Annotated in this window: 12 protein-coding genes; 11 read left to right on the forward strand and 1 reads right to left on the reverse strand. The window is 74.7% G+C overall.

Annotated elements, in window-relative coordinates:
- Positions 1 to 112: 112 nt before the first annotated feature.
- From ACGFSC_RS05945 to ACGFSC_RS05985, 9 genes are all read left to right on the forward strand, one after another.
- Positions 113 to 1,042 carry a hypothetical protein gene (locus ACGFSC_RS05945; RefSeq protein WP_359898358.1) on the forward strand — a complete coding sequence of 310 codons (930 nt, stop codon included), beginning with the start codon at positions 113 to 115 and terminating at the stop codon, positions 1,040 to 1,042.
- A complete protein-coding gene (locus ACGFSC_RS05950; RefSeq protein WP_359898359.1) occupies positions 1,039 to 3,195 on the forward strand; it encodes a hypothetical protein in 2,157 nt (718 codons plus the stop codon). Before ACGFSC_RS05945 ends, ACGFSC_RS05950 begins: the two co-directional genes overlap by 4 nt.
- The gene (locus ACGFSC_RS05955; protein WP_359898360.1) at positions 3,192 to 4,148 is read left to right on the forward strand and encodes a hypothetical protein; all 957 of its coding nucleotides are present in this window, start codon (positions 3,192 to 3,194) and stop codon (positions 4,146 to 4,148) included. The genes ACGFSC_RS05950 and ACGFSC_RS05955 overlap by 4 nt, the downstream gene beginning before the upstream one ends.
- 170 nt (positions 4,149 to 4,318) lie before the next feature.
- Positions 4,319 to 4,774, forward strand: a complete 456-nt coding sequence (locus tag ACGFSC_RS05960) for a Pycsar system effector family protein (protein WP_359898361.1) — start codon at positions 4,319 to 4,321, stop codon at positions 4,772 to 4,774.
- Between the two features lie 132 nt (positions 4,775 to 4,906).
- Entirely contained in the window at positions 4,907 to 5,842 is a 936-nt protein-coding gene (locus ACGFSC_RS05965) for a methyltransferase domain-containing protein (RefSeq protein ID WP_359898362.1), read from the forward strand.
- On the forward strand, positions 5,826 to 6,410 hold the full coding sequence (locus tag ACGFSC_RS05970) for a GNAT family N-acetyltransferase (RefSeq protein ID WP_359898363.1): 585 nt from the start codon (positions 5,826 to 5,828) through the stop codon (positions 6,408 to 6,410). Before ACGFSC_RS05965 ends, ACGFSC_RS05970 begins: the two co-directional genes overlap by 17 nt.
- Positions 6,411 to 6,577: 167 nt before the next feature.
- Positions 6,578 to 6,991 carry a hypothetical protein gene (locus ACGFSC_RS05975; protein ID WP_359898364.1) on the forward strand — a complete coding sequence of 138 codons (414 nt, stop codon included), beginning with the start codon at positions 6,578 to 6,580 and terminating at the stop codon, positions 6,989 to 6,991.
- 100 nt (positions 6,992 to 7,091) lie between these two features.
- The gene (locus ACGFSC_RS05980) at positions 7,092 to 8,441 is read left to right on the forward strand and encodes a histidine kinase (RefSeq protein ID WP_359898365.1); all 1,350 of its coding nucleotides are present in this window, start codon (positions 7,092 to 7,094) and stop codon (positions 8,439 to 8,441) included.
- A complete protein-coding gene (locus tag ACGFSC_RS05985) occupies positions 8,438 to 9,055 on the forward strand; it encodes a response regulator transcription factor (RefSeq protein WP_359898366.1) in 618 nt (205 codons plus the stop codon). The genes ACGFSC_RS05980 and ACGFSC_RS05985 overlap by 4 nt, the downstream gene beginning before the upstream one ends.
- Positions 9,056 to 9,191: 136 nt before the next feature.
- Here the strand turns inward: ACGFSC_RS05985 and ACGFSC_RS05990 are convergent, their stop codons facing one another.
- A complete protein-coding gene (locus ACGFSC_RS05990) occupies positions 9,192 to 9,590 on the reverse strand; it encodes a VOC family protein (RefSeq protein WP_359898367.1) in 399 nt (132 codons plus the stop codon).
- 169 nt (positions 9,591 to 9,759) lie between these two features.
- Here ACGFSC_RS05990 and ACGFSC_RS05995 point away from each other — a divergent pair, with 169 nt between their 5' ends.
- Positions 9,760 to 10,842, forward strand: coding sequence for a WYL domain-containing protein (locus ACGFSC_RS05995; protein WP_359898368.1), 1,083 nt, complete (start codon positions 9,760 to 9,762; stop codon positions 10,840 to 10,842).
- A 289-nt stretch (positions 10,843 to 11,131) separates the two neighbouring features.
- The gene (locus ACGFSC_RS06000; protein WP_359898369.1) at positions 11,132 to 13,237 is read left to right on the forward strand and encodes a hypothetical protein; all 2,106 of its coding nucleotides are present in this window, start codon (positions 11,132 to 11,134) and stop codon (positions 13,235 to 13,237) included.
- Positions 13,238 to 13,279: the final 42 nt, after the last annotated feature.

Raw genomic sequence — 13,279 nt, forward strand, 5'->3', positions numbered from 1 at the left:
CATCGATGTGACCTCCGTCACTCGTTTTCCGCACCGAGTGAGCACACCGCGCCACGCAACCTCGCGAAGCTTGGTGGCGCAAGGTCAGCACGGGAACCACAAGGAGCAGAGAATGACGGAGTTCGACCAGCCGATGCCCGAGGCCAGCGCCCTGCCGTACAGCCGCAGCCGGCACCTCCCGCCGTACCGGGGCATCGTCGCCGTGGACGCCAAGGACTTCACCGGACACCCGGCGATCGAACACGGCGTGATCAGCAGGTCGGTGCCGCAGGTGCTCCAGTGGTCCTTCGAGCGGGCCGGGCTGGGCGACGTCTGGCAGGACCGGAGGTTCCCCAACTCGACCGGCGACGGATACGTGTTCGGCTTCGACCCGGCCTGGATGCCCTTCCTCGTCCACCCCTGGCTGAACACCCTCCAGGAGGTGCTCACCGAGTTCAACGTGCACTCGGTCGGCACGGTGCGGATCCGGCTGCGGGTCAGCCTCAACATCGGCCCGCTGCCGGACACCGGCGGTGAGTTCGACGGCAACGGCACCCCGCGCAACGACACCCACCGGCTGCTCGACTCCCGCCCGGTGAAGGCCATGCTCGCCGCCTCCAACGAGAGCATCACCCACGTCGCCGCCATCCTGTCCGACCGGTGCTACCAGGACGCGGTGGCGAGCGGCTACACCGGGCGCCACCCCGACCACTTCATCGAGGTACCGGCGACCGTCGAGGGCAAGCGCTTCGACCAGCAGGCATGGCTGTACGTGCCCTCGCCGTCCGGGAACCTGTACGACCGCAGGATCCTCGGCGACGCCGTGGTGGAGGAGCAGCAGGGACGGGACGGCCGGAAGCCGGACCGGCCGGCGGAGGGCCGCCGGGCGCCCAGGACGGTCGTGACCCAGCGGGGCGACGGCAGCAACCTGAACAGCGGCACGGTGTACGGCGGTCAGAGCGTCACCAACGCGGGGGGCGACTCGTACGGAGGCTTCGGCGGCGACTACGTCCGGGGCAACAAGGACACCGTCCACGGCGACAAGAACGAGCACCACCGGTGAGCCCCGACGAACGCCCGGCCATCGAGGGGCCGGGCGCGGCGGACGACTTCGATCCCGACTTCGACGCCGACTTCGGGATCGACGACCTGGCGGACCGGTTCGCCGGTTGGGGAGGGGACCGCCCGCATTTCATCTTCGCGCCGGGTGGCAACATCAACACCGGTTCGGTGCACGGGGACCAGCGCGTCGAGAACGGCGGCGTCGGGGCCGCCCCGGGCGGCGGCGAGCGGGTGGAGGCACAGGACGGACCCATCTCGTCGATGGAGATCCTGGCCGCACGGACCGGTTTCGCGGAGCCGGACTGCTTCGCCGAGGGGCTGAGCGCGCTCGGCACCCGCCTGCTCTTCCTCGCCGGCGACCCCGGTACCGGACGCCGCACAACTGCGCTCAACCTGCTGTTCGAGGGCGGCGGGAACACGATGGCCCTGCGCGCGCTCGACAGCGACTCGGACCTGTCGTCCTGGCGGCCCACCCACAGCGAGGCGCGCGGGTACCTGGTGCACGGCCTGTCGCCCGCGGTCCAGCTCGGCCCCACGGCTGTCGCCAAGCTGCGCGCCCGGCTGGAGACGGCCGACGCCTGCATGGTGGTGCTGCTGCCGCACGACCCGGGCTTGTGTCGCCGTCTCGTCCGCGCGATGGACATCCGCCCGGTGTCCTATGCGCCTCCGGCACCGCGAGCGGTCTTCGACGCACGGCTGGAGGCGGTACTGCCGGACGAGGGGCGACGCCGGGACCTGCTGGACCGGTTGGAGCCGGACCTCGACGAGTTGCTGGCTCCCCAACTGGTGCCGGCCCAGGTCGTCGAGCTCGTGGACGAGGTGACGCGGGCGCGCGAGGACGATCCTGAACTGGCCGACCTCGGCCAGCGGCTCAGCTTCCTCGCGGAGACAGAGGTCCCCGACCTCCTGAAGGAGCTCCGTGAGGACCCGGACGCGCTGGCGTTCCTGCTGGTGACGAGTGTCCTGGAGGGCCTGGACCACCGGATCGTCCTGGACGAGACCGACCGGTTGCTCAAGCTGGCCGACGGTCGCCTTGACGCGGTCGTGCGGCCGAATGCGGACGGGGAGGGCCAGGCGCCCCGGCCGAACCCGCGGTTCGTTCTCCGGCGCTCGCTGGACGAACTGCTGGCGACCGTCCGGGCCGAGCACGCGCCCGGTGGGACCCTGCGGACGTCGAGCTACACCTACACGGTGGAGCCGATCTGCTTCAAGCGGCACCGCCAGGCGGAGACGGTGCTGCGACACGTGTGGCGGCAGTACGGGGACGTGCCGGGACTGCTGACCGAGTGGATCGACAAGGTGTCCGATTCCGATTCCGAGTCCGACCTGGCCGAGCCCATGGGGCGGGTGGTGGGGCTCGCCACGGGTTGGAGCGGTGGCCGTCAGGCATTGCGTCACATCCGCAAGTTGGCCAAGTCCGAGCACACGCAGAGCCAGAGCATCGCCGCGTACGCGCTGGGGATCGCGGCCCAGGACCCGATTCTCGTCGGCGAGGTGAAGCACCGCCTCGACAGCTGGAGCTACAGCGGCGGCTGGCAGCTCCGCTCGACCGCGGCCGGTGCCTGCGGTGGAGACTTCGGAGCGGCCCGGCCGGAATTCGCGCTCGCACTGCTCCGGCGCTGCTACCGAGGGGAGGACGAGCGCGAGCGCATCGTTGCCGCAAGGGTGCGCTGGGCCCTGTGGAGCCTCTTCGAGGGCGGAAACCAGACGGCGGTGTTCCGCAAGCTCATCGAGTGGGCGGACCGGTCCGAGCGTGACGCCGTGCTCGCGCACACGGCCTTCCTCGATTTGCTCCGAGACCCTTCGTGGTTCCATCAACAACTGCTCCTCCAGGGCGAGTTCGGCGAACCGGTGACGGCCTTCGTTCGGCGCTGCCTCAATGACGAGACCCTTTTCGACAGCTCGCGCACGAGGCTGCTCGGCTGGTGCCGTCGGGCAGTCTGGGACGAACCCCTCCGGGCCGCCGTGGAGACGCTGCTCGCGGCGCTCGCCGAGGACATGCGGCCCGGCGAGCTGAGGCTGATGGTCGAGATCGACCGCAGCGACGACCCCGACCTGGCGGGCCGCGACATCGCCCACCGTGCCCTGGAGGCCTGGCGGCGCGGCGAGCCGCAGCCCTACCGCTCCGCTCCTGCCTTCGGAGGCCCCCGATGACCCTCGACACCGACCCGCCCGTCTACACCCGGGCCACCCGCGCTCCTTGGCGGGAGATCCTCCGGCACCGCTGGTCCGGGCGGCGCGACCGCGCCCTGGTTCTGGGGGATCGCCACGGGGTGTACCGCCAGCTGGGGAAGGGCCGTCCGAACCCGGGTGGCGGGGTCGCCGCTCGGCTGGGACTGCGCGGATTCGACCAGGCGTACCTGGTCGACCTCAACGAGCGGCCGGGCACTCGGGATGTCCGCCTTCCCACCTCGTTCGGCACGGCCTCGCTGGAGGTCCACGTCCTCTGGTGGGTCCACGACGCCGCACGGGCCGTGCAGACCCGGACCAGCCTGGGATGGCTGCCGGTGCGCAAGGACCTCGACGGGCGCCTGTACCAGCTCAGGGAGCAGTTCGCGGCCGCGGGCACCAGGCTGGGCCCCGAGGAGCTGATCCAGTACCTGGCGGCGCCGTACGTGCTGCCCCACTACGGGCTCGGTTACCGCGTCACCGATGTCTCCGCGCGCGAGCACGGCAACGAACTGCGCCTCGGGGAGCCGGACGCGATGGACGTGCCCTTCGACTGGACGGCCAAGAGCAAGGAGGAGTACGAGTTCTGCCGGCGCTATGTGCAGGACGGTCCGGTCGCCCTCGCGGCCCTCTGGCTCGCCAGGAAGCCGGACGAGGTGCGCGATGTCCTGGACTGGGTGGTCGGCCACTCCGACCTGCTCCGGGGAGAGAGCACCTGGCAGGACAGGATGGCCCTCATGCTGGGCCGGCTGACGGAGCAGGAGCAGGAGGAGCTGTCCGGGATCCTGCGGGACCGCCTGGTCGCCCTCGGGCGGCAGGTCCCCGGGCCTGCCCCGCAGCCCGGCGGGCCGGGGCCGGGCTTCACCAAGCTCCACACCCATGTCAACGGTTGGGCGGGCGGTGTCCCGAACGGCGTCCCGAACGGGGTGCCGCGATGACCCCGGCAGGCGTGCGCCGCGAGCCGGTGCGCCGCGAGCCGGTGCGCCGTGCGCCCCGCAGGCGGTCCGTCGCCGGAAGCCCTCGGCGGCCGGCCGTTCGACGGTCCCGCCGGGCCGTCGCGCCGACAGCGGTGACCACCCCGTCCTCGGTGTCGGCGATGGAGCGCCTGATGGCGGCCAACAGTGCGGAGCTGGTCCGGGCCGACACCAAGGCCGCCGTCTTCCTGGCGTTCACCGGTGCGGTGCTCGCCACCTTCGTCCCCTTGGACGGCGGCGCCGGTTCCGGCTCCCTGGCGTGGACGGTTCCGCTCCTGCGGTGGAGTGCGGTGGCCAGCGCCCTGCTGGCGGTGGGCTGTTTCGCCTCCGCGCTGGTTCCCCGTCATCGCAAGGGGCGGCGGGGTGCCGCGGCCGGTCCGGGGTACTTCGAGCACATCGCCCCGGGTGCGGGTCCGGATCGGCTGCGGCGGGCCTTCGAGCGGGCCGGGCGCGATCCGGCGGGCCCGCTGCTCTCGGCGCTGGCCGGTACCAGTGCGATCATCCGCGCGAAGTACCGCTGGATCGAGGCGGGCACCGTCCTGCTCCTGCTGGCGCTGCCCCAGTTCGTGCTCACGCTCCGGCCGCTGTGACGGTGGGCCGCTGACGGGCCCCGGCCGCACCACCACGGCCGGGGCCGGTGGCACGGTCGGAGGCAACGGATGTTGCGTCACAGGGCAATGATGGTTGACGGCTTCCGGCTCGGGTCCGTACAGTGCCGGGCCATGGAGACGGGCGATCTTGGTCGGCGGGTGGCGGAGGATGTGGCCGGTGGCGGTGGGGTGGAAGGGCTGCGGCGGCTGTCGGGGGTGATCGAGGCGCTGGAGGAGCGGCGGACGGAGCTGGTGGAGGAGCTGCGGCGCGGGCGGGAGGCGACCTGGGAGGAGATCGGGCGGGCCTGCGGAATGACGCGGCAGGGTGCGACCAGGCGGTGGGCCGGACGGCTGCGGGCGCGGTCGTTCGGGGTAGCGGTGGACGCGTACCAGCACGGCCGGCCAGGCTATCCGCGGGCGCTGATCGGCTCGGCGGTGCCCCGGGAGGCCCGCCGGGTGCTCGATCTGGGCGCCGGGACGGGCAAGTTGACCGGTCTGCTGGTCGACGCGGGCCTGGACGTGGTGGCGGTCGAGCCCGACGAGGGGATGAGGGCGCGGCTGGCCGCGACGGTGCCGAAGGCGGCCGTCCGGGCGGGCTCGGCCGAGCACATCCCGCTGCCGGACGGCAGCGTGGACGCCGTGGTGGTGGCGCAGGCCTGGCACTGGTTCGACCCGGCGGTCGCGGTGCCGGAGATCGCCCGGGTGCTCGCCCCCGGCGGCACGCTCGCGCTGGTGTGGAACGTCCGGGACGAGTCCGAACCCTGGGCGGCCGCCCTGGGCGTGCTGATGCACCGCGCGTCGCCGCCGCGGATCGACACCAGGCCGGTCCTCCCGGCGCCGTTCGGTGCGCCCGAGCGGCTGGAGATCGGCTGGGAGCACGTCACCACCCGGGCCGGGATCGTCGACATGGTCGCCTCGCGCAGCTATGTGATCGCGCTGCCGGAGGACCAGCGGGTGCGCCTGCTGGCCGACGTCGAGCAGCTGCTGGCCACCCACCCGGACCTGGCCGGCCGCGAGGAGATCGCCCTGCCGTACGTGACGAGGTGCACCCGTGTCCGTCTCGGCTGAGCACGGTCGGCGTGCCGGGGCGCGGCCCGTGGTGCTGCGCCGGCTGGGAGTTGCGGACGCCGAACCGTACCGGGCCTTCCGGCTGGCGGCGCTGCGCGGGACGCCGAGCGCCTTCACCTCCAGCCACGCCGAGGAGGCCGGCAGGCCACTGTCGGAGACGCTGCACCGGCTGGCCGGGGCCGAGGCCGGGCCGGGCGCGCTGATCGGCGCCTTCGACGACGCCGGCGCGCTGGTCGGCACCGCCGGGCTGAAGGTGCCGCAGCGCGGTCAGGAGCGGCACAAGGGCACGCTGTACGGCATGGCGGTGGCCCGCAGCGCCGCCGGGCGGGGGATCGGCCGCGCCCTGGTGCGGGAGGTGCTGCGCACAGCGGCGCGGGACGGGCGGCTGCGGCAGGTGCTGCTGACCGTCTCGGAGGGCAACGAGCCCGCCCTGCGGCTCTACACCGCCTGCGGCTTCGAGGTGTGGGGGCGCGAGCCGAGGGCCGTCCTGGTCGACGGGCGGGCGGTCGCGAAGCTGCACATGGTGCGTCTGCTGGACGGGGACCGGGCGGAGGCGGCCGGGCGCTGACAGGGGCGGCCGACGGCGGTCGGCCCGGAACGCTCGGCCGGCGACGGTCGGGCCGCGACGGTCCGTCGTCAACGGCTCGTCGGCGGCGGCCCGCTGACAATTGTCACGGTGCGCCGGTGTGCGAACACACTGCCCCCGGAAACAGGTCCACGACCAGCATGGATGCCATGAACGACACCGACCTGCAGCACCCCGACACCCGTCGGGCCTTCCGCACCGTCCGGCGACTCGTGCTCGCCTATCTCGGCCTCAGCGTCGTCACACTGGCGGCCGCCGTCGCCCTCCGTGACCACCACACGATGGTCAACGCGCCGGTGCTGGTCCGCGGCACCATCGTCGTGGCCAGCGCCGCCCTCACCCTCCTGCTGACCGTCCGGGCCGCCAACGGCTCCCGGGGCGCGTTCCGGCGGCTGCGGATCCTCTCGGCCGTCATGCTGGTCGCCATCGCCACGATCATCGCCCTGCCGGGGACCTTCCCGGTGTGGATGAAGGTGGAGCAGGGCGTCTGCGGGCTCGCCCTGCTGGGTGTGGCCGCGGTGGTCAACGGACGGCACCTGCGTAGCCTGTTCGCCAGGCTCTGAGGAGGGGGAAACGAGGGTGACCGGCCTCGACCGCGCGGGCGACGACCGCGAGCGCGACCGCGCGGGAGACCGCGACCGCGCAGGCATGGACCGTGCGGGCATGGACCGCGTGGATACGGACCGTACGGGCACGGACCGCGCAGGCATGGACCGTGCGGGCACGGACCGCGCGACCGCGGCCCCCGGCCCGGGGGCCGCACCGGGTCCCGTCCAGCACTGGGGCCACGGCTGGCGGCGCCCGCTGCTGGCCAGCGGGATGATGGTCTTCCCCGCACTCACCGCCGTCGCCGTCGGCGGCACCGTCTCCGGGGCGGCCGCGGTGGCCGGGTACGCCGTGGTCGTCGCGTTCTGCCTCTGCTACGCGCTGCTGGCCCTCGCCCTCGGGCTGGGCCGGCGGCGCTGGACGGTGCCACTGCTGGCGATGATGACGGCACTGTTCCTGGCCGCGCTGCCGTTCGCCCACGAGGACGCCTTCTTCCTCGCCACCGTGGTCGTCTCCGCGGTGGCGATCCAGTGGCGCGAGCACGCCGCCCGGGTGGTGGCGGCCGGCACGCTGGCCGCGCTGGTGGTGCCCTGGGCGGTGCGCCCCTGGCACACCGGTCCGGGCGGATTCCAGGCCCTGGCCCTGCTGTTCACCTCGCTCACCTGCGGTGCCTTCGCCGGGATCGCCGCCACCAACGACGCCCTGGTCGCCGCCCGGGCCGAGGTGGCACGGCTCGCCTCGGAGGCCGAGCGCAACCGGATCGCCCGGGACCTGCACGACCTGCTGGGGCACTCGCTCACCGCGATCACCGTCAAGTCCCGCCTCGCCCAGCGGCTCGCGGGCAAGGACCTGGACCTGGCGGTGGCGGAGATGGCGGCGGTGGAGACGCTGTCCCGCCAGGCGCTGTCCGACGTCCGCGCCGCCGTCAGCGGCTACCGCGAGGTGACGCTGGCCGGCGAGATCGCCCGCGGCCGTGAACTACTGCGCGCCGCCGGGGTGGTGGCCGACCTGCCGACGGCGGCGGACGCGGTCGCGCCGGGGGAGCGCGAGCTGTTCGGCTGGGTGCTGCGCGAGGGGATCACCAACGTGGTCCGGCACGCCCGGGCCGAGCGCTGCTCGGTGCTGCTCACCGCCACCTCGGTGGAGATCCGCGACGACGGGGCCGCCGCCGCCCGGAGCGGACCGGGAGGGCCGGGTGGTGCAGGCGGCACGGGCGGTACGGGCGGCACGGGCGACGGCCGGGGCAACAGCGGTACGGGCGACGGCAAGGGCCTGACGGGGCTGCGGGAACGCGTCGCCGCGGTGGGCGGTACGGTCGAGGCCGGCCCGCTCGACCCGCGCGGGTGGCGGCTGCTGGTCACCGTCCCGCCGGGCGGTGCGGGCCCCGCCGGACCCGAATCCGCCGGGCCGGACGCCGCCGGGCCGGATCCCGCCAGCCCCGACTCCGGCCACGAAGGGACGACATGACGATCCGCCCGATCCGCCTGCTGCTCGCCGAGGACCAGGAGCTGGTCCGCACCGCGCTGTGCACCCTGCTCGACCTGGAGGACGACTTCGCCGTGGTCGCCGCCGTCGGCCGCGGCGATCAGGTCGCGGAGGCGGCGCGGGAGAACCGGCCGGACGTCGCCCTGCTCGACATCGAGATGCCCGGGCTGGACGGCCTGGCGGCCGCCGCCGTGCTGGCCCAGCAGGCGCCGTGGTGCCGGGTCGTCATCCTCACCACCTTCGGCCGCGCCGGCTACCTGCGCCGGGCCATGGAGGCGGGCGCGCTCGGCTTCGTGGTCAAGGACGCCCCGGCGGAGGTGCTGGCCGACGCGATCCGCCGGGTCGCGGCGGGCGAGCGGGTGGTGGACCCGGAACTGGCCGCCGCCACCCTCGCGGCGGGCGCCTCCCCGCTCACCGCCCGGGAGCGCGATGTGCTGAACGCCTCCCGTTCGGGCGCCGGGGTGGCCGAGATCGCCGCCAAGCTCTACCTGTCCGAGGGAACGGTCCGCAACTACTCCTCGTCGGCCATCGCCAAGACCGGCACCCGCAACCGCAGCGAGGCCCTGCGGGTCGCCGACGAGCGCGGCTGGCTCTGAGCGCCGTCCCGGCCGGCAGCGCCCGGCCGCCGGGCTCCGGCTCTCTCCTGCCGTCGGCGTGCGCCGGCCGCGACGGCACGGACGCGGCCGTGGTGCCGCCCACCCGGTGGAGGCGGGCGGTACGCGGGGCGTCCGGTCAGCGGGCGAACTTCGCGACGGCCGCCGGGGTGACGGGGGTGAAGAAGTTGACGAGGTTGCCGTCGGGGTCGCGGAACAGCAGCGAGCGGTTGCCCCAGGGCATCGTGGTGGGCTCGTTGACGAAGTCCGTGACGAACCCGGACAGGCTGCGGTGGACCCGGTCCACGTCGTCGACGAGGAACTCGGTGATCACGCTCTGATTGGCCGCCGGCCGGGCGGAGCCGGGGGCGAACAGCGGTACGGTGCGGACCCCGGCGATCGCGAGGGTCGCGCCCGCCGTCCGGAGTTCGGCGAAGTCCTCGGTGGCCCACTGCGCCCGGACGGCCAGGGCGCTTTCGTAGAAGTCGACCAGTCGGGCGACGTCGCCGGTGATGATGCGGATCGAAACGAAGTCCATGGGGTGTTCTCCTCGGTCATGCCGGAACGGAAACGGAAGCGGAAACGGAAACGGATGCGAAGCGGAAACGGCCGCGGTCGTGCGGTCGTCCGGACATCCGGTCGTGTGTTCGGCAGACTAGGAGGAATAGTGGACAGAATCGGTCCCCTATTCGTCCTAGACTTTCGCCATGTCCCGACCCACCGGCCGCGTGCTGACCCTGCTCGAACTGCTGCAGTCGGGCGGCACCCGCACGGTGGCCGAGCTCGCCGACCGGCTCGGCGTGGACGGCCGAACCGTGCGGCGCTACGTGGACCACCTGGTCGACCTCGACGTGCCGGTGGAGTCCGTACGCGGCCGGTACGGCGGCTACCGGCTCTCACCCGGACACCGCCTGCCCCCGCTCATGCTCGGGGACGACGAGGCCCTGGCGGTGCTGCTCGGCCTGCTCACCGGCCCCAGGGCCGGACTGGCGACGGCCGAACGCACCGCGGGAGAGACCGCGGCGGCCAAGATCCGGCGGGTGCTGCCCCGGCACCTGGCCGGCCGACTCGACACGCTCCTGGAGTCGCTCTCCTTCACGGACCGGCCGCTCGGGACCACGGACCGGCCCGGCGAGGCCGCCGCACCGGACACCGGGGTCCTGCTCACCCTCGCCGACGCGGTGCGCCATCGACGGCCGGTCGCGGTCCGGTACACCGACCGCAACGGCCGGCCCAGCGAGCGCACGCTGCATCCGTACGGGATCGTCGCCCACGCGGGCCGGTGGTACGTCACCGGCGCGGACGCGGGGATCGGCCAGGACCGGACCCTCCGGCTGGACCGGGTCATGGACGCGAGGGCCCTGCCCGGCTCCTTCGAGGCACCGACCGGACCGGAGCCGGCCGAGCGCGTCGTGTCGGGCCTGGCCACGGCCGACTACCGGCACGAGGTGACGCTGCGGATCCGCGCGACGCCCGAGTGGATCCGCCGCCACCTCCCGGAGAGCGTCGCGATCCTGGTCGAACCCGAACCCGAACCCGAACCCGAACCCGAACCCGAACCCGAACCGCGGCCGGAGCCGGAGCCGGAGCCGGAGTTGGAGCCGGAGCCGGACGCGGACAAGAGCTCCGAGCGCTGGCTGCGTGTCGAGCTCCGGGCGGAGCGACTCGACTGGCTGCCTCCGGTGCTCGCCGCGATCGACCGTCCCTTCGTGATCGAACGGCCCGAGGAGCTTCGAGGCCTCGTCACCGCCCTCGCCGACCGCCTCGCCTCGCACGCCCGCCGGACCTGACGGGACCGCAGCGTCTGCGTGGACCGCCGGGGAGGCCCCGGCGAAGTCCGGGGCCCGCTCCCCGTAGGCGAATTCGAGGGGGCGGGCCCCGGTGTTTCCTCAGGGTGCCGGGAGCGTAGCGCGGGGCACTGACAATGATGCCGATACCCGGGTTCCGGCGGTCGTGGCTCGGGCACTGGCTGACGCGCGGTCGTCCGGACCCGGGGCGCACCGGCAGCGGCGTCGCCCCCGTCACTGCGGTATTCCCCGCCCGGCGGCGTTGTCGGTCCCGCCTGCCAGGATCGCGGCCATGGACCTCACCACCGCCCTCGCCGGGCTCGACGACCACCCCTGGGCCACCGTCTCGCACTCCTACGGCTGCGCCGAGGACCTGCCCGACCTGCTGCGCGCGCTCGCCGAGGGCGACGACGGGGCGGCCGAGGAGGCGGTCTCCGAGCTGTACGGGAGCATCCTCCACCAGGGCACCGTGTACTCGGCCAGCGTGGACGCCGTGCCGTACCTGGCCCGGATCGCCGCCGCCGGGATCCGGACGGTGGACGTGCTGTGCCTGCTGGGCGGGCTGGCCGAGAGCGAGGACGAGTGGCAGGTCCCCGAGGGCGCGGTCCGGGCTGCCGTGGTTGCCCAACTGCCGCTCCTGATACCGCTGTTGGCCGACCCGGACGAAACCGTCCGGCTGGCCGCCGCCTGGGCCGTCGGCCACACCCGGGACGGCGCGGCCGCGCCGTCCGCCCTGGGGGAGCGCTGGGCGGCCGAGCAGGATCCGGAGGTGGCCGCCGAACTGCTCGTCGCCCTCGGCCGGGTGGACCTGAGCGCGGCGGCCGGGGAGGCCCGGGTGCTGCTCGGCGAGGAGACCCCGGTGCCGCTGCGGCTGGCCGCGGTCCTGGTCTGCCTGCGGAACGAGGAGCGCTGGGGGGCCGTCCACCACGCGGCCGTGCTCGGCCTGCTGCCCGCCCGCGAGCTCACCGTCGACCGCTACAGCCTCGACCAGGAGGAGCTGCTGTACACGGTCGTCGACACCCTGCTGGAGCGCGACACCGACGCCGACCGCGAGGCGGCCCTCGACCTGCTGGAGGCCGCCCTGCGCGACCCGCGCCCCGAGGTGCAGGCCGAGGCCCTGTGGGCGGCCGACCACGCCTGCTACGTCTCGCGCGGCGCCCCGTCCCGGCTGATCCCGGCCGTCGCCCCGCTCGCCGCCCAGGACACCGCGGCGAGTCTGCTGGCCAAGCTCGGCCCGCTCGCCGCCGAGGCCGCCCCCGTGCTCGTCGGACTCGCCGACCGGCCGGACGACGGGCCGGGCGACGGGCCGGGCGACGAGGTGGCCGACGAGGCCCTCGCGGCGCTGGTCCGGATCGCCCCCCGGCAGGCCGCCCCGCTGCTGGCCCGCGACCTGGAGCGCCGCCCGCGCGCCCGCAACGCCGCGGGTGACTCGCGCGCCCCGGCCTTCCCCTTCGACCCGGAGCTGCTCACCGCCGTGCGCGCCCGGCTGGCCGTCGAGGGGCTCGGCACCAACGAGACCGCCGACCTGGTCCACCTGCTGCGGCGGTGGGGTCCGCGGGCCGTCGCCGGCCTGCCCGAGCTGTGCGCGGTGCTGCCCCGCTTCCCGTACGCCGCCTCCGCCGTCGCGGCCGTCGTCGCCGGCGGCCCGCCCGAGGCGCGCGAGCGGGCCGCCGAGGCGCTGCGGGCGGAGGCGGGACAGCTCCAGGCGGCCCGCGCCCACTACGACGTCACCGGCGAACCCGACCTCCTGCTCGCCGCCGCCACCGAACGGCTGGCGGCCTCGCGCGAGCGGGCCGAGGCGGCCCGGGCGGCCGCCGACCTGGGCCCGGCCGCCGCCGGGCTGCTCCCGGCCCTGCTCGCCGCGGTCAGCGAGGACCCGGAGCCGACCGCCCCGCAGCTGGACGCCGACGTCGCGACGGCCCGCGCCGTCTGGCAGATCGACGGCGACGCCGAGGAGGCCGTCCGGATCCTGGCGTCCGTCCTCGACCGCACCGCCGGGAGCCGGCTGTGGGCCCGCTGGACGGTGGTCGGCGCGCTGCGCGCGGCCGCGTCCCTCGGGGCGGCCGGCCGGGACCTGATTCCCCGGCTGAAAGCGCTGCTCGACGACCCGGAGAAGGCCGCCGGCGCCGCTCGCGCCCTGCTCGACATCGCGGACCCGGACACCGTCGACCTCGGCCGCCTCGCCCGGGCCGCGCTCCACGCGGTCGAGACGGGCGCCGACGTCACGGGCGGCTGCGAGGCGCTGCACGCGCTGGGCGCCGCCGCCCGGGACAGCGGCCTTCTCCGGTACGTCGGCGAGCTCGTCGAGCGCGACGGCCGGATCGTCACCTCCGGCCTCGCGTACGACATCGTCCGCGAGGACGAACGGCTGCGCGCCCTCCTGGCCGAGCTGCGCTGAGCCGAGCTGCGCCGAGCCGGGCCGAGCTGCGCCGAGCCGGGG

It is taken from the genome of Kitasatospora sp. NPDC048715, from assembly GCF_043198905.1.
GTDB lineage: Bacteria > Actinomycetota > Actinomycetes > Streptomycetales > Streptomycetaceae > Kitasatospora > Kitasatospora lactacystinica.